The organism is Bacillus mobilis (assembly GCF_001884045.1).
Lineage (GTDB): Bacteria > Bacillota > Bacilli > Bacillales > Bacillaceae_G > Bacillus_A > Bacillus_A mobilis.
Window position 1 is genome coordinate 52,004 of the sequence record NZ_MACF01000082.1, and the last position, 17,419, is coordinate 69,422.

18 protein-coding genes and 2 pseudogenes are annotated in these 17,419 nt (G+C 35.3%); 3 read left to right on the plus strand and 17 right to left on the minus strand.

The window, feature by feature from the left end; all coding sequences use genetic code 11:
* The first annotated feature begins 186 nt into the window (after window positions 1-186).
* Complete coding sequence (locus BAQ44_RS14780; protein WP_063260037.1) at window positions 187-387, plus strand: hypothetical protein; 201 nt, start codon at window positions 187-189, stop codon at window positions 385-387.
* Window positions 388-568: 181 nt separating this feature from the next.
* On the opposite strand, the gene BAQ44_RS14785 is transcribed toward BAQ44_RS14780, so the two are convergent.
* The 3 genes from BAQ44_RS14785 to BAQ44_RS14795 form a co-directional block, all read right to left on the minus strand.
* On the minus strand, window positions 569-820 hold the full coding sequence (locus tag BAQ44_RS14785) for a GlsB/YeaQ/YmgE family stress response membrane protein (RefSeq protein ID WP_000522903.1): 252 nt from the start codon (window positions 818-820) through the stop codon (window positions 569-571).
* 75 nt (window positions 821-895) lie between these two features.
* Complete coding sequence (locus tag BAQ44_RS14790) at window positions 896-1,096, minus strand: CsbD family protein (protein WP_063260038.1); 201 nt, start codon at window positions 1,094-1,096, stop codon at window positions 896-898.
* 35 nt (window positions 1,097-1,131) lie between these two features.
* Complete coding sequence (locus tag BAQ44_RS14795; RefSeq protein WP_063260039.1) at window positions 1,132-1,521, minus strand: YflT domain-containing protein; 390 nt, start codon at window positions 1,519-1,521, stop codon at window positions 1,132-1,134.
* A gap of 192 nt (window positions 1,522-1,713) precedes the next feature.
* On the opposite strand from BAQ44_RS14795, the gene BAQ44_RS14800 reads away from it, so the two are divergent.
* Window positions 1,714-2,169 (plus strand): lipoprotein, encoded by a 456-nt coding sequence (locus tag BAQ44_RS14800; protein WP_071722110.1) that lies wholly within the window; start codon window positions 1,714-1,716, stop codon window positions 2,167-2,169.
* A gap of 238 nt (window positions 2,170-2,407) precedes the next feature.
* On the opposite strand, the gene BAQ44_RS14805 is transcribed toward BAQ44_RS14800, so the two are convergent.
* The gene (locus tag BAQ44_RS14805; RefSeq protein WP_000120201.1) at window positions 2,408-2,821 is read right to left on the minus strand and encodes a hypothetical protein; all 414 of its coding nucleotides are present in this window, start codon (window positions 2,819-2,821) and stop codon (window positions 2,408-2,410) included.
* Between the two features lie 307 nt (window positions 2,822-3,128).
* On the opposite strand from BAQ44_RS14805, the gene BAQ44_RS14810 reads away from it, so the two are divergent.
* Window positions 3,129-3,218, plus strand: coding sequence for a YjcZ family sporulation protein (locus tag BAQ44_RS14810; RefSeq protein WP_071722112.1), 90 nt, complete (start codon window positions 3,129-3,131; stop codon window positions 3,216-3,218).
* 263 nt (window positions 3,219-3,481) lie between these two features.
* On the opposite strand, the pseudogene BAQ44_RS14815 reads toward BAQ44_RS14810, so the two are convergent.
* From BAQ44_RS14815 to BAQ44_RS31810, 13 genes and pseudogenes are all read right to left on the minus strand, one after another.
* Window positions 3,482-3,565, minus strand: a pseudogene (locus tag BAQ44_RS14815) (carboxylesterase); the annotation flags it as partial.
* Between the two features lie 776 nt (window positions 3,566-4,341).
* Window positions 4,342-4,953, minus strand: coding sequence for a DUF2812 domain-containing protein (locus BAQ44_RS14820; RefSeq protein ID WP_071722115.1), 612 nt, complete (start codon window positions 4,951-4,953; stop codon window positions 4,342-4,344).
* 13 nt (window positions 4,954-4,966) lie between these two features.
* Entirely contained in the window at window positions 4,967-5,281 is a 315-nt protein-coding gene (locus BAQ44_RS14825) for a PadR family transcriptional regulator (RefSeq protein ID WP_071722117.1), read from the minus strand.
* Between the two features lie 142 nt (window positions 5,282-5,423).
* Complete coding sequence (locus tag BAQ44_RS14830; protein ID WP_071722119.1) at window positions 5,424-7,160, minus strand: S-layer homology domain-containing protein; 1,737 nt, start codon at window positions 7,158-7,160, stop codon at window positions 5,424-5,426.
* Window positions 7,161-7,650: 490 nt separating this feature from the next.
* Window positions 7,651-8,361: a thioesterase II family protein gene (locus BAQ44_RS14835; RefSeq protein ID WP_071722138.1), complete on the minus strand. Its 711-nt coding sequence runs from the start codon at window positions 8,359-8,361 to the stop codon at window positions 7,651-7,653.
* A gap of 29 nt (window positions 8,362-8,390) precedes the next feature.
* Window positions 8,391-9,086, minus strand: a complete 696-nt coding sequence (locus tag BAQ44_RS14840; RefSeq protein ID WP_071722121.1) for a 4'-phosphopantetheinyl transferase family protein — start codon at window positions 9,084-9,086, stop codon at window positions 8,391-8,393.
* A gap of 373 nt (window positions 9,087-9,459) precedes the next feature.
* Window positions 9,460-10,737 (minus strand): ACP S-malonyltransferase, encoded by a 1,278-nt coding sequence (gene fabD, locus BAQ44_RS14845; protein WP_071722124.1) that lies wholly within the window; start codon window positions 10,735-10,737, stop codon window positions 9,460-9,462.
* Window positions 10,738-10,762: 25 nt separating this feature from the next.
* A complete protein-coding gene (locus BAQ44_RS14850) occupies window positions 10,763-11,830 on the minus strand; it encodes an HAD-IIIC family phosphatase (protein WP_071722126.1) in 1,068 nt (355 codons plus the stop codon).
* 28 nt (window positions 11,831-11,858) lie between these two features.
* Window positions 11,859-12,989, minus strand: coding sequence for an acyl-CoA dehydrogenase family protein (locus tag BAQ44_RS14855; RefSeq protein ID WP_071722128.1), 1,131 nt, complete (start codon window positions 12,987-12,989; stop codon window positions 11,859-11,861).
* Window positions 12,990-13,001: 12 nt separating this feature from the next.
* A complete protein-coding gene (locus BAQ44_RS14860; RefSeq protein WP_071722130.1) occupies window positions 13,002-13,235 on the minus strand; it encodes an acyl carrier protein in 234 nt (77 codons plus the stop codon).
* A gap of 37 nt (window positions 13,236-13,272) precedes the next feature.
* Window positions 13,273-14,124 (minus strand): 3-hydroxyacyl-CoA dehydrogenase family protein, encoded by an 852-nt coding sequence (locus BAQ44_RS14865; RefSeq protein ID WP_071722132.1) that lies wholly within the window; start codon window positions 14,122-14,124, stop codon window positions 13,273-13,275.
* 46 nt (window positions 14,125-14,170) lie between these two features.
* Window positions 14,171-17,317: a condensation domain-containing protein gene (locus tag BAQ44_RS14870; RefSeq protein ID WP_428839378.1), complete on the minus strand. Its 3,147-nt coding sequence runs from the start codon at window positions 17,315-17,317 to the stop codon at window positions 14,171-14,173.
* A pseudogene (locus tag BAQ44_RS31810) lies at window positions 17,296-17,419 on the minus strand (hypothetical protein); the annotation flags it as partial. The pseudogene BAQ44_RS31810 and the gene BAQ44_RS14870, both read right to left, overlap by 22 nt.

The window sequence follows — 17,419 nt, forward strand, 5'->3', positions numbered from 1 at the left end:
GCCCCCTTATCTCAAACTCTTACTATGTAATTACCCATAAAAATTAATTTTAAACATATTTTTTAATTATAAATAAATTTTCTACACCTTTCCCAGCTTCATGCTTAAAAAATACTACAAAATGTTTAAACCTTGTAAATTTGTGTATGTATAATGTATAAACATTATTTTTAGGGGGATCTATCTATGGAAGAGCACAACTTTAAAAAGGGAGATTTCGTTCAATTTTCTTATCGACACGATCATGCTACAAAATTAGTTGGTTCCATTATTAACATACTAACGAATACAATTGTAGTTGATATAGGTAATGATGAGGACTTATCTCATATAGAACCAAGGCAAGTCGTAAGAATAAATAATTGTAAAAAGGTAACGATGGCTTAATACATAATAGAAAGTGTAATTTTAATGAGTGGGGGTTCTTCATCCTCCACTCATTCCTATGCAGATTACATAAAAAAAGCATCCAAATTAGTTTAATTGGATGCTTTTTTATGTATATTTATCAGTTCATTCACTTTATAGCTATATATAATAAACTTAAGATTACTATTCGTTCTCATACTTACGCTTTCCGTAGCATTCTAGAAAAGAATGTAACGATTAAAATAAAGACGATTGCACCTAATAACGCTGGAAGAACGAAAATGCCTCCCCATTCAGGACCCCAGTGACCAAATAACGCACTACCTACCCAAGATCCGATTAATCCAGCAATCACATTACCAACTATACCTAAAGGGAAGTCTTTCCCTGTAATCATTCCAGCTAACGCACCAATAAGTCCACCTACAATACACGTAATAATAAGTCCCACAATTAAACCTCCTATATTATTTTTATATTGGATTTATCAAGCTTTGGTGTGTAACCAAAGCTTGATAAACATGTATTATTCTTTATGATCCAATCCATCACTTATCTTTTGTTTCACTTTTCCGACTTTTTCTTTTATAGTTCCTTTTGTCTTCTCCCACTTCCCTTCATTTTTCAGCTCTCTATCATCTGTAACTTCACCAATTCCTTCTTTTACTTGTCCCTTTGTCTTTTCAACCTTACCTTTAACTTGTTCTTTTAGTCCGTTCTCACTCATATTTACAATCTCCTTTTCGTAATAGATTTATAGATTTAAAGAGTATACATGCATCTTCTTTCTTGTAACCATTCACCGACTCTTTCTAAATCCTTAACGAATAACAAGATTTTTCCTTCATCCAGCTTTTCTTCGTAGAAGTTTGCTTCTTCCTCATTAAGCCCTAACTCTTGCATCTTATTTCTTAACTGATCTCCCGTGTTTTGAAAGACGTTAATAATGCTTGTCCCAAGTCCCTCCTCTTTTATCCCAATTGTATTCACGTCTGCATTATCTGCAATTCTATCTGTCCTTTCTTTTTCATGTGTTAATACGTAAATATCTTTTTGGTCTATTCCTTTCTTCACTAGATCATTTGCCGCATTCATGACCTCTTTCTCCGTAATAAATTCATATACAAAAGGTTTACTATACTTCGTTTCCATCTTTAACTTCCTCCTTTAAAATGAATTATTTGTTATATTATATGTAGTACACCCATTTTCGAAATGTTAAACATAAAATATGAAAAAAGTTATGTGAATTTTTTCTATCCTAAAACTAGTAGAATAAATCTACTTACAATAACTACCTAAATTAACGGAAAATTGTTATAATTAAACATAAGGAGGGATACTATGAAAAAAATCATATCTATATGCGCTCTAACCGCTCTATCTTTCACTTTAATAGGCTGTGCCAGTACCTCAGCTACAGACAAATCTCCACAAGCTAAACAAGAACAGAAACAAAGTGCCTTTCAATTAAACTCCGCAAATATTACAGATATCGAAATACTTAGCACAAAAAATAACAACATTTCAAAATCTCAAACAGATAACGAAGAAATGATACAATCAATCGTTTCAGCAGTCCAAAAAGGCACTCCTAAATCAATTACATTAGATCAAAAAAAGAGAGACTCCGCGCATTCTACGATTACCGTTACATATAAAGATGACACGAAAAAAGAGTTTCTTGTGTGGGTTGATAATAAGGAGCAAATTACGATTGCTAAAGATGAGAAGAAAGATAAGGTTGAAGGTGTGGTAGTGAATATTAAAGATGCGAAAATGATGAAGGATTTCTTTTAAAATTCTAATATAATTGATGTTAAAAAAGAGTAGGATTACATCCTACTCTTTTTTAATCATGTCCAATAAATAAATTTTTATAAAGTGAAACTTTAATCAGTGGGGGTTTTCTTCATCCCCACTGATTATTAGCCCTCACCAATCGGACGTTTACGGACAGCCCGACTCCCACCTAACTTCTTTGCTCCAACTGAATTTTGAGGTGGGAGTTTTACTGTCCGTTAACGCGGGATAAAATCTATTTAAGGTCTAATTTTGCTAAATCATGTTGTAAAACATTATTTCCTTCTTGTGGGTTAAATACTATTGCACTAAGACCAAAAACATTCGTAACAACATCTCTATCTTTCGAACGAATGATTCTTACTTCATAAGCAAAAACTCCTGGAGGAAGAGCTGCTGAACGAAAAGTAACATATCGATTAGGTGCCAATGTTTGTGTTGAAGGGTCTACTAATGGTAACAATACCGGAGAACCCGATGACCAATCAAACATTTCAACAGTTACTGTATGAGTATCATCTGGATCAACATTCATAGCTTCCACAGTAAGAAACAACGTAGCGGAATGTCTACGTAATACACCCGTTGACAAAGTTTCATTGTGATGTTTATGACATTTTCCAGGAGGATGACCATAGCCATAACTCATATCAATTCCCCCCTTTCATTTACAATTAAGGACAAGTATTCCTTATAATATATAATGCTAGTATTATTTTAATGAAAGGTATAAAAGCGGATTTCCATCTGTATTTTTGGATATTTTGTTTTTCATTTATTCCCTCTTAATGAATAATATAGATTCTCCTATTTTGTCCTTGAACTCTTTCTAAGAATAAATAAGTCTATTTTGGAAAAGACCTGCTCCATTCATTCGTAAAAGCATAAAGTAGATGGAATCCGTTAAAACACATGAGTGAACCTTTAGTTTTCCCCTCCTATTAAAAGGAGGAACTATGATGGGCTGTGGCTTCGCCGGAGGATTTGCATTATTAGTTGTATTGTTTATTTTATTAATCATCGTTGGAGCTGCTTGCTTCTGCTAAAAAACTATCGGAAAGACATTCATGTGAGTGTCTTTTCTTTATATGTAAAAAAAAGCCCACCTATTTCCGTAGGCGGGCCTTATCTTTATTACACAATATCAAAGTATACTCTCTTTTCCTCTGAATTTTTATGTAATTATACATATTTATGAAAATAGATAAAATTGTTATTACAACATATTTTCCACTTTCAACTTAGTTATCATTAGAATATTTTTCTATAAAATCAAGGATTCTGGCATTAACTTCGCTAGAGAACTCACCATTGATTCATCGTAGGCAATTTGAAAGTCTTTTTTTCCTTTTTCAGATGTAAAATGACCAATCTTATTATCATCTCTCTTCATTTGAATTCCCCCTTTCTACAAATATATGGATGAACTTTATCTATATATTCATGGGAATCATCAATTGAAAATTTATCTTCTTTAAAGAAAAACTCTTATTTAGAAAAAAGAAAAAGACACCTTAAGGTGCCTTCCTCCGACTTGAACCATCTTAATTTTAATAATATATATTGGACTCCCATCCAACTATTATTTTACCACATTAAATTGTTTTATTTATTGAGAAATACAATAGTTTATATGCTGGTCTTTTATATTAGATCTTTTTCTAGTCCATGCAGCGATTAATAAAAGAACAAGCTATTAATTAAAGGTAAAACTACATGCTAAGCCAGTGTAACATATCAATAAAATTTACATTGCATATCTTATATATTACGTAGGAACCGAAAAAAAGAATTAGTTTATAATTATCGTGAAGAAGCCATAGTGATAGTTCTAGTGAGGTTTTTACTAAATTAAAGTACGTACTTTTTCAAATTATATATACAATGAAATTAACCCGGATATAACAATCAATGGAAGGATTACTGCGAGTTTATTTTTTAGAGGGACACGTTTGTCTGGGACACCGGGGTGGATAACAAATGCAAGTAAAACAATTGCTCCAATAATACCTAAAAGTATATGAATGATAATCATCCTCCTAAGGAATATTATCAAAATTATATCACATCCAAACATGAAGAAAAGGAATTAATGTAAAAAATTACTAAATATTCTATCTATAAATTTAAAAAATCCCCTCAAAGCATCAGCTTTAAGGGGACCCCCTATCATCTTCTCTCTTCATACAACCGATTTGCTTTATACGAGCAAATGAAAAACATACATGTCGCAACGGGGATAAATGTCCAAAACAATCCTCTCATTAATGCAAATGGTGTTTCAAATAAGAATGACCATATAAATGATACGCCTTGCTTATCCCACAATCCAGGTGTCAAGTATAGTTCTTTCGGATTTACAAATGCTTCTACATTAATCGTGTTATTATACATAAATAGAAATAATATCGGCAAATAACAGATCGCTAATTCTAAAAAGGTTTTAGATAGACGTTTATACTTCCCTGCTCGTGACATTTGATCTGAAAAAATGTCATCTTCACTTTCTTCATTTATCTTTTTAAAATAGTACGTACCTGTCCACCGATTACCAGCTATATGCTCCCAGCCGCTATCTTCAAATAACGTGCAGTAATTAATAAATTCACTTTTTCTACTAAATACTCTATGGTCTATTCTAATCGTCGCATCTTCCGGCTCTGTATATCTGAATGTATAACCAAATGTAGTGCTTTCTAGTTGATAGCCTTTCCAAGCCATCTCTTCTAACCATTTTTCCTCTTTCTCAAAGTCTAAAAAGAATTTCAATCTCCACATCATCGTTTCCCCCTAACTATACGTGTAATAAACTTTTTGTAACCTCAATAATCTGCTGCATTCTCATAAAGTCTAAGTGCAATACTTCTTTCCCGCGTTCCGTAATGACATACACTTTTCTTCGTTTATCTTCACTTTTTACCGATTCAATTAACCCTTGTTTTAATAAATTTTCAACCGCACCATACAATGTACCCGCTGCGATTTTCACTTGATGGTTACTCAGTTCCTCCACCTTTTGCATAATTAAATATCCATGAGCTGGCTCTAATAACGCTAAAAGAACGTAATACGTTGTTTCCGTTAATGGTAAATTTTTATCTCTATTCATAAAGACCTCCAATGTAACGATAACTATATAGCTAAACTATATAGTTAGACTGTATAGTTTGATTTTATACAGTTAGACTGTATATGTCAAATTAAGTTAAAAAAAAGCAACCTAGATCCAACATGGAATCTAGGTTGCTTTTTTACATAAACGTAATCGTCACTAAAGAATATCCTTCTTTCGCATTATACGGTTCAGCTTTATAAGAAACACGGCTCGCCCCTTGCGGATAACCGATTTCTCCAATTACTTTTTTCACATCTTGCAATGCACCATCCATTGATTGTTTATAAAGAATTTCAATCTTTGGTGACTTTTCTTTATAACGTTGCTGCATTTTATTTTTGAATTCATTATAGTTATTTGCGATGTATTCATTTCCTAAATAATTTAACTTTGTATCTTTTAATATTTGCTGATATGCAGTTGTTTTCGTACCACCTGCCGCAATTTCATTTGTTAATGTACTATAATAATTTGTTGTAGCTTGCGGATAGTCCCCGCGGTTCCACTCATGATTTCTAGCAATTTGCTCGTCAGATAAGTTGAAATAAGAATACGTTACGCGGCCTTGTTCATCTGGAACTGGATCATCGAATGTTGTATCAAGGTGATACCATTTGTTTTCGATTTTCACCAAGTTCCAAGCATGAGGCTGACCGTCTCCAGTTCCTACTACAAAATGATTCTCAATTCCAGCTTCTTTTAATAATTGATAGGTTAATAGTGCGTAACCTTGGCAAACCGCAGAACGATTTACGAGTGCTTCATATGCTGTGTAAGCTTTATAAGACGTATCATAAGAAACGTGTTTTACAACATAATCATGAATCGCCTTCACTTTTTCGTGATCATCCATTCCAACTTGAGTAATCGAAGAAACGATTGCCTTTGCTTGCTTCATTACATATTCCGTTTGTTCTTTCGTTTCACGGTATGTAATCTTTAACGTAAACGTATAATTACCAGGCGATCCAGAAAGTCCATATGAAACATTCGATCTATTATTATTTGTATACTCATTTTTACTTGCAACTTCTTTATAGGCGTTAAAAAGTGTATTCATCACTTCTTTTGTATTACTATTTTTCGTTTTATACGGAAGTGTAATATTCGTTTCATACGCATTAATACGCTTTTGCACTTCATCTTTGAATGCTGCTAATAATGCCGCATCCCCTGTATCTTGCACCGCAACTTCAGGCTTTTTATATTTCAAAGTATTATATAAAAACTGTGCATATTGTTCACGTTTCACCGTACTATATGGCTCAAATTTTCCTTCGCCTGTACCAGAAGCAATCCCGTTTGATTGCACTGCACTAATTGCATTTTCACCCCAAAAACCACTTGGAACATCGTTAAATGTATGCTTTTGTTTCGCAGAAAGTTGGAAAGCGTTTGTAAGAATTTGCGCCATTTCTGCGCGGCTAACAGAATCTTTCGGTCTAAATCCACCGTTTGCATCACCTTTAAAAATCCCTAATTTCGTTAACGTTAAAACCTCTTCAGGGAACAATGTTGAACCTGAGCGAATATCTCGATACGGATTGTTTAAAGTTGATCCATCTTGTAATACGTAACGAACACCGTCATTACTAAACGTACCACCTTGCTTATTCGGTACTAACACACGATAAATTAAAGCTGCAACTTGCTCTCTCGTCGCAACATCACCGAAACCAAACTTCCCATTTCCATAACCGGAAATAATATTTTTACTCGCTAAATCTTTAATCGCCGGATACGACCAATGCGATGTAGGCACATCAGAAAAAACAACAGCCTCAGCAGCTCTCACATCACTGCCATTTGTATACAATAAAGCACCACCAATAAGTGATAATGATGTAATTGATTTTAATAGTTTTGTGTACATAATTCCTTCTCCCAATTCGTTCTCTATTTATGTTATTTTTTGTCGAAAAATCTAAAAGAATATGACAAAACATATTATACTATTAAAATTTTTTGAAGGATATAATATTTTTTGAAATATGCAAAAACTCATATTAGTATATTTTTCCGTATTAATATTATGTTTTTTACTTGCAATATATAAATAAAAAAATATATAACTTAATATATAGCTTTTAGATCTTTTATTGAAAATGGAGTTTATATCTTCCTTTTCAACAAACTAATTCCTAAACAACACTATTTATAAAAAAAGAGTTGCTCATATATTGAACAGCTCCTCTTATCGTCACATTATTAGATGTTTAGCGATTATAGAAATACATGATTTTAAATTCAAAACAAAAATATAAATCTTATGAACTAAATATTCGATTTTAAGTTTGTATTTTTATGTATTCTGAAATCATTTGAAGTTTCTAACAGGATTCAATAAGAACATCAAAACTCTTTTAGATATCCAAACGAATATCTCGCAATAAATGCTGATTTATTATTTTTAATACTTCTTTCGAATAATCAAATATAAAGAAATGATCTCCTTTAAAATCGTATAGGTCTGTCTTACATCCACTGTATAGTGCCCATTCCTTCATTTTTTCAGTTGAGATAAGATTATCCTTATGCCCATTCATGACCACAAACGGACAGCTAATCGTATCCCGGTCAGGGGTGAACTTATACGTATCTACCAATTTAAAGTCCCGGCGTAAGATTGGAGAAAATAACTCTCTTACCTCCGGGTTTACTAATACTTCTTCTGGAGTCCCTCCTATCCCCCTAACTTCGTGCCAAAACTCTTCATCATTAAGCAAATGACGATTCTTATGAGTTACTTGATGTGGTGGATTCTTTCCAGAGAAAAAAGAGCATATAGGTAGATTAAATCCAGACTCCTCTAGTTTATATAATAATTCAAATGCTAACATAGCTCCCATACTGTGACCGAATACTGCATATGCACTGTCTGAAATATCTTTGCGAATTGAGGACAAAATATCACAAACTGCCTCTTCTACATTTTCATAGAGCGGTTGAGAAAATCTACTTCCTTTTCCAGAAAGCTCAACTGGAACCAATTCAATAGACGGATGTAGGTATTGTTTCCACTTCCAATAAGCTGCGGCCGTTCCCCCTGCGGCCGGAATACAAATCAATTTCATTTTTTTCAAATCCCCCACTCCTCTCACTCTTAAAGGAATTGATTGCATAATTCATAAATATTACACTCAATAATCGATTCAGGAAAGTTATCCGTCGTAGCACAAGTAGACAGCTTATACACAGTATCAATATCATATTGTCGAAAGAAAAAAGATTTTGGAGAATGGTTCTGACAGATAGCAAATTGCTCAAGTAAGTCCTTCCGTTGTATCACGAATGAATCCAATGGAATAGACAATCCATGACCAATTGCCTTGATATAACTTTCTTTTAAAGTCCACAAATCATAGAAATATAATAGACGCTCTTTCTCCTTCTTTACTTTCAGCTCCTCGTACTCTTCTGGAGCAAAGAATCGTCTAGCAATTTCCATCCCGATTGGCTGAACCCCTTCGATGTCAATCCCTACCAATTGTTGTTTTCCTACAATAGCTACAACCCATTTTCCTGAATGTGAAACATTAAACGAAAAACTACTATCCCATGATAAAAACGGTTTGCCATAGGAGTTATATATAAATGTAATTTCTCGATTAGGCACTCCATATTTTGTTAAAATAATAGAGCGTATTAGTATATCTGCCATAAGCGTACGGTATGCATCTTCTTTTCTTTTGAATCGCCTAATACGTTCACGTTTATCATTAGAAACGCAATTCAAAAGCATCAAGAACGTTTGATGAGGGAGTTCATCTGGAACCTGTAAGACGTATACTTCTAACATATCTCTTGCACTTCCTCTTAATATTTTTTACCAATTCTAAAAAAAGAAATATCCCTTTAACTAAATAGTATTTTATAATGATAAGAAAATTTCAAATAAATATATCAACATTATCAAAACTATGTTAAAACACACTTTTTTACTTCACTTTAAATTGTATTTTATTAAAAATAACAACGTATATACACCTGCGATCAACTTTTCTACTATTCTTTGATGCTGCCAGTCCCACGGTACGGCGACCTATCGCTCGCCATACCCGCTTATGACAGTCTTACACCTTTCTTCTACTTCCATTCTAATTAATTTTCATATTACAGACTCTTAATTTATCAATCTTCATTGTTTAAAAAGCTCTTTCATCTAGTAAGATCTATTTGCTAGTTTGAATCTCATCATCCATAAAAAATTCCACTAACTCGTAATAATTCCCCGTATCATCTATGATATTATACAACCATTTCCTTCTTTCCTCATGGGGGAGTTTTTTTACTTCAAAAATCCCTTGCAGTAACCCCAGCGTCTCGACCATTTGTTTTTTCGTTGGTTTCCCCTCCGTTTGTTCGACTTCCTCCTGGATTTTTTGTATACGCTTATAGCGCTGTATAACCCCTTCTTGATACTGAACCTCATCCCAATTTAGATTCGGTGTTGCAGCAGCAATAGCCAAGCATTTTGTAATTACCGTTTGCATACCTTTTTTTTGCTGGCTACCTAATTCAGATAGATTGATCATTAATTCCCGATCAGCTTTTTCTCCAAAACATAGCGATGTAATGTTTGGAAGATTCACTTCGGTCAATTTATTCAACACATTCTTAGGTCCGATTTCAATGGCGTGTGTTACGCCTGCTCTCTGTAGATAACGAAGCGTTTCAATCCATTGTACAGGCTTTGTCATTTGCATCGTGAGAAGTCTCGAAATATTATCAGGATTTCCAAAAGGGCGTCCAGTAACATTGGAAATAACAGGCCACTTAAACATATTAAATGTATAATCAGATAGTTCATAACGTAGTTTTTTTGCCTCTTCTAGCATAAGCTGGCTATGGATTGGGGCACTCGACATAAGGGGGGTGATTTGGCCACCCTCGTCGAGAACACACACCTCCACTTCCTCTACATTGGCCTGGTGTCCCGAGATAGCTACCTGTGTTGGCGAATTATAGCAGGATATAGCCGCCAGCCCATTATCTCCCGAGTACCGTTTACAGAGACGCTCTACTATTCTAGCATCTACACTGTCCAAAATTGTCATCGATCCAATATTTTTATCATTGTAATCTTGCATCAATTTCCCACGGAACTTCGTTATGCGTACAGCATCAGCAAACGTCATAGCACCTGAGCAGGCTAAGGCTGAATACTCTCCCAGGCTATGTCCCGCACAAATTTGTGGCCGGATACCGATCTCCTCCATGTATACTCGAAACGCCGCGACGCATGTTGTCAATAGCGCTGGCAACAAGTTTTCTCCCTGATTTAATTCCCATAAACTTCCCTCAAAACAAAGCTTGGCAATATTTATCCCAGTAATATCACACGCCTCTTCAAAGGTTAACCTTGCTATAGGGTATTGATCGTAAAGTCCCTTTCCCATTCCCACAAATTGGGAACCTTGGCCCGGAAATAATAGTGCAATTCTCTCCATACATACGCCTCCATTTAGCGGATTATTAATCAAGTACTTTTAAAGTGATATAAGGCGGGATATCTTGTATGTAACTTAAGTCATTTTCAAAGATGACGAAATCTTCCTCTTGATAAATTTCTTTAAAGCCGCCAAATTTGTAAGTTATGTACATCATTCGATTTCGATCTGTTAACTTAAATTCTGCTCGGATTTTTGCTCCCTCTTCCTTCGCTTGAGCCATGATATAATTTATTAAAACCGTCCCAACCCCTCTGGACATAACTCGACAAGACATGAGTAGTAATTTAAAAGTCCAATTCGTTTCATCGCATTCTAAAAGGGCAAGTCCTATTTTTCCATATGCACCGTATTTATCCTCTAAACTGGTAATGAACAACTTGTGCTTATCCGATTTTATTAACTGTTCCAGCTCTTCGTAAGAATACGTGTACCCAGTAGTGTTGAGCTGATTCGTTCGAATTGTAAGCTCTTCTGCTCGCTTCAAATCATCTTCCCTAAGTGGTGAAATCGTAAATACCATATTTAATGAGGCAAGAAACTCATCCTTAGGACCAGTAAATTGTTCTTCAGCATTCTTGCGAATTTCGTCGCTTTTGTACATCATCCTCCTAAATTTCGAATCTTCCGTAATAAAACGGGGGATCATAATATCCATTCCCGGGATATCCTGATATTCGGTAGCATTTATGCAACATACTTCGGGTAGTTCAAAATTCACTTCCTCCAATTCGAACAATTGATCGTCTACAAAGGCAACCGTGTCCATTCCGATATTAACAGCCTCGACAATTGCTTGAATTGAGCTTGATTTGGAGTTCCAATTAATTTGCGGATAGAGAAAATATTCATGAATACCTAACTCTTCCAACTTAGCCATGGCAGTACTGTATTCATTTTTACTTGAAATTGATTGTAGAATACCGCGCTCATCAAGAGTACGAATCACATCAACAACCCCTTCTTTCAAACGAACTTCCTTATCCTCCATTAATACGCCATCCCAAATAGTGTGGTCCAAATCCCAAATAACCAATTTAATTTTATTATGCTTTACCTTTTCCAATACCGTACTTTGTAGCTGCTCTGCCATATTAATCCCCTCTTTATATGATTTATGACTAATTAATACTTGCCAATGCATAAGTAGCGATCATTACTTCATGCATTTGTGACGTTCCCTCGATAATTTCATTAATTTTTGCATCCCTATAATACCTTTCCACTGGGTACTCTCCAAAGCAACCATTCGCACCATGAATTTGGACAGCGTCATTTGCAACCCTCGTCGCCATGAGAGAGGCATAATATTTAGCATTCCACGTCTCCATAATAGACTCTGGATCTCCTTCATCTTTCAATCGGCCTGCATTCACACATAACAATCGAGCGGCTTTTACTTGCACAATCATCTCTGTAATAATTTTCTGAATCAGTTGATTATTTCCGATTGAGGATCCGAACTGTTGTCTCTTCTTAGCATAGTTTAGCGACTGTTCTAGGCAAGCCTGAGCTAAACCAACACATCCCCAAGCAATCGTATAGCGACCGTAATCTAGGCAAGATAAAGCGACATGGGAAAGACCCGTCCCAATCTGACCAATAAGATTCTCCTTCGGAATGCGACATTGTGTCAATTTTATTTCTCCAAGCATTGATCCCTTTGCTCCAAGCATTGAATAGATTGGGTCAACCTCTAGCCCCAATTGGGTACGCTCTACCAGAAATGCCGCAGGCCCTTCCTCACATCTAGCGAAAATTAAGAATAGATCAGCAACTTGCCCCATTGTAATCCATCTCTTTACACCATTCAGCACATAATCATCACCATCCCGCACTGCTGTGGTCTGAATGCTTTTCGCATCACTACCGACATGGGGCTCTGTAAGACCAAATGCCCCAACAACTGATCCTGTTGCCAGCTTCGGTAACCAATATTCACGCTGCTCCTGAGTCCCCCAACGATGAATTGCCAAAGCAACCATCCCATGAACAGTCAACAAGCTACGAACGGAAGAGCATCCTCTCCCTACTTCTTCATTTAAAATTCCTATTGAGAGCATATCAAGTTCCATACCTCCGTACTGTGACGGAAGCATAGAACCCAAATATCCTTCTTGAGCTAAGCTGTGAATAATATCCTTCGGAATGTACTGCTCCTTATCGATCATAGCAGCATTGGGAACAATATGTTCATCGACAAAAGACCGGAAACCTTCTTGCATTGACAGTTGTTCTGCTACATTTTTCATCTCTTTTCCTCCCTATGCCGACTTACGTTCGATTAGTTCAGTAATCTTTGTAATGGTACGAAAATTTTCTAAATCCATATCCTGATTATCAATCCGAATACCAAACTCCTTCTCAATGAACATCACTAATTGCATAGCAAACAGTGAGTTAACAAAACCAAGCTGGAAGATATCCTCGTCATCTAATAGCTCACGTTTGCGAAAAAATCGACTTAAAAAACCTTTAATTTTTACTTTAATATCCATGTTATCACCTCATAAAAAATTTTTAATTATATATAAACTAAAATCTAGCGTACTCAAAAAAACCTTGTCCACTTTTACTGCCAAGTAATCCCGCATCTACCATTTTACGTAGCAAAGGGCAAACTCGGAATTTCGGATCTTGATAACTTTCGTATAATATATCCAGTGAATTAACAACAACATCCAAACCTATTAGATCTGCAGTGCGAAGTGGGCCCATTTTATGCCCAAAGCACTTCACGAAAATTTCGTCCACTTCTTCAGCTGTAGCCACTTGATCTTGAAGAACATATGCAGCTTCGTTCATAAATAGATGCGAAATTCGGTTCGATACGAAGCCGGGATAATCTTCTACAAGTATGACTTCTTTTTTCATAGAACTAAGTAGTAATTTTGTTGCTTCGATGGTCTCCTGAGATGTATGATATCCTCGGATCGCTTCTACTACTGGCTTGAGCGGTACTGGATTCATAAAGTGGACACCAATTACCTTATCAGCTCTTTTCGTCAAGGCCCCGATCTTTGTAATTGAGATACATGATGTATTCACCATATAAATGCAGTGTTCTGGACACACTTCTTCAAGCAAAGCATAAGCTTCCCTTTTTACTTCCCATTGTTCTGGTACATTTTCAACAATAAAATCAGCATCTTTTAATGATTCGTACTGCGTTGTAAATTCAATTCTCTCAAGAACAACCTCTGGATCCTCTCCCTCTAGCTCTTTATTATAAAAACCTGAAAAACGTATATTATTATAAATTCCGTCTCTCGATTTTTTCAGGACCTCCTCTTGAAGATCAATCAACACAACGTTGTGATTAGATTGGGCAAGGCTTTGGGCTACGCCACTGCCCATTATACCTGCCCCGATAACACCAACTTTCATTTCACAGCACTCCTTTCTAATGTTAAACAGATACGTTCAATATTTTTTAGTTCTCTTTCAAGCCTATATATTCAGTAGCAATTTTAAATACACAATCAGTATCATCACTTACAACTGGTATCGCAACATACAAGATATCTTTGAAAATCCGGAGTGTAATCTCATTACCTCCTGCTATATCTTTTAGCTCCAACTCATATTCGTTAAAATTATCAAAAATATTCTCCGTTTCCATATCTGCATAGAAATTAACAACTGGAATATTTTTAAAGTACTTGCTACGCTGTTCGAAAGTATGATTGTTCGACTCAAATAATAAATGTCCATAATTTTTAAGCTCTCTATTTCTACCAAACAGCATGACGGATCTCTTACTGCCATCATATCGGTATGGTATTACGTCAAGATGTAATCCAACCGTGTGAAAGCCCATATCTTTCCTACCAAAGTGCATCAATAAGAACGGGAATTTAGGTTCAAATTGAACATATGGCCGCATATTCAGTTCTGCATATAATTGAGTTACCCACAAAATTGGATCCTCTAATACTTTGTTTAAAATAACTTCATTAAGTTTGTACTTAACATGTAAACAGCGTTGAGGAGTTTTTCCTTCCATTAATGCATCATAGTCGCTAACTTGATTGAAGAATTCATCCGCAAAATCCTTTGCGTCGGCTTGCAATTGATTTTTGCTCTCCAAAGCATTCCGTACTTTCGTATATTCCGTATAGTGATTAAGCGCCACGCATTTTTGATTTCCAAAAAGCTTACCTTTTATTAACTCATCCAAGATTTCTGTAGATGCCAAATCCCATAATCCATGATGTACAAAAAAGTATATGAAATATTGATCCGGGCTCACCTTGACAATGAATACTTTAGATAATAACCGGTGCCCATTAAATAATTGAGATACCTGAATAACAGCATCACACCATTCAAGATTCTGCTCTAAATGATTGCTAGAGGAAATATCAATATACGGAATATGCCAGTCAAGTATATAGTCATACTGCTCCAAATAATTCCGATCCTTATCATAAGAAATCCTGAAAACACTTTGTTCACATACTATATCTCTAACTATCTTAACTAATTGCTCTTGGGTGATATTCCCTTGAATTTCAGTTTTAGCACCGCATATATTATCTGGATAATTATGTAGAAAGAATTTTTGATAAGCAAACGGTTCAAAATATTCAGATGTTCTGCCCTGAATATTTTTTTCATACTCTAACAACTCTCTACACAGTAATGTCTTTTTAAAATTAAAAATATCGTACGGTTTAAGTGCAAAAATATTACTAGTTACAACTCGTAAATCACTTTGAGCAAATTTTTGCTTCTCATAAACTTTATTTTCCGATTCACTGTTTTCGACTAAATGGCTAGAATAATCGATCATCTCTTGCAGAGCTTGTTCATAGTATTTTTTTAATCGCTTAATCAGAAGTTCAGAATATCTTCCTGTATTATAAAAAATATCCATTTTGAATTTTCCATCATTAATAATACCATTCAGTATTAAGTTGTTGATGATATTTTGGTCAGCTATCTGAGTTCCGGTAGAGAATGTTGATTTACTAAACCTTGATTTCCCCTGATTTAATTCACCTAAGAAATTAAAGGAAATATCAATCTCGATACTTGGAATCTCATAGCGTTCACTTTGCTGAAGAATCCCATATCCTATACCACATTTTGGTATACCTTTTAATATTTCTTTCGTTTTAGCTATACTCTTTTCAATGGTATCTGCGCATTCAAGCGTAATAGGATAAATAGTCGTAAACCATCCAACTGTTCGATCGATTTGTAAGTCTTTATTAAGTTCTTCCCTTCCATGCCCTTCCAGTAACAAAGTTAGCTTTTCTCGCCCTTGCCACAATTGATTAGCCCGCCCTAAAGCAGCTAATAAAACATCTTGAAGTTCCGCCTTGTATATTTTACTTGAACGTAATAGCTGCTTTGTTTTTTGTACGTCTAATTCAAAGCATAACTTCCCTATCTCATCATCTGTTCCATCTACATCAGCAGGAATTTGTCCAAACTCAGCATTTTGGACAATTCTGTTCCAATACCCTAGCTCATTTTGTAAATCGATGCTGTCCTGATATTCCAGTAACACCTTTGACCACTCTTGATACGATGTAGTTTTTTTAGGGAACTCAATTTTCTTAGTTTCAGTATACTGTTTATAACCAGATTCAAAATCCTCAAGAATAATTCTCCAAGATACACCATCCACCACAAGATGATGTATGCTGATCATTAAATGGTCCCCATATGATGTTTTGAATAAAGCGCATTTCATTAATGGACCCGTTACTAAATTCATACTTCTTTGTAACTTATTATTCCGATTTTCCACTTCCTGCAGCAATTTATCATCTTTGAGTTCATGAAAATCAAAAATATTCAGCTCAAACTTTTCACTATGATCCATACTAAAGATTTCTTGTTTTCCATTTGTAAATATTGCTCTCAAAATATCATGATGTTTCACAATAGCGAGTAAGCTTTGTTTGACTGCTTCTTCATCGAAGCCCTCAAGGGCAACAAGCATCATAGATTGATTGAAGTGATTAGGATTAGCTAGCTGCCATTTGAAAAATGTGCTCTGTATCGGTGTTAATGGCACTTCTCCTGATATCTCTTTCTGACTAAGTTCTGCTTTTTCCGAAGTCCGCCTTATCACTTTGACAATACTTTCAACTGTCTGAAGCTGGATAACTTCACGCATGGATACACTATAATTTGCTTCTCTTAACTTCGAAACTACTCGAATCGCTTTAATAGAATCGCCGCCAAGTTCGTAGAAACCATCTGTTATTCCTAATTTTTCTATACCTAGCACTTGTTCAAATATTGAAATAAGCTCTTCTTCTGTTTGATTTCTCGGTGCTGTATATTTTGTCGTACTATTCATTTCAATCTTTGGCAAGGCCGCCTTATCCAGTTTTCCGTTTCTAGTTACCGGAATCCGTTCAATTTGCATCATGTAGGTAGGAATCATATAAGCAGGCAACTGCTGTGCCAACTCCTCATGAATCACCCCAATATCCAGTTCTCTATCCGCTACCAAATAAGCGTAGATACTTTTTTCACCCTCTTGCTCACTTACCAGTAGGACAGCATCTTTTACACTCGTTATTCTTCTGATAACACTTTCAATTTCTCCAAGCTCAATACGGAAGCCTCGTAGCTTGATCTGTTCATCTATCCTACCTACATACTCAATATTTCCATCTGGCAACCATCTAGCTAAATCACCAGAGCGATACATCATCCC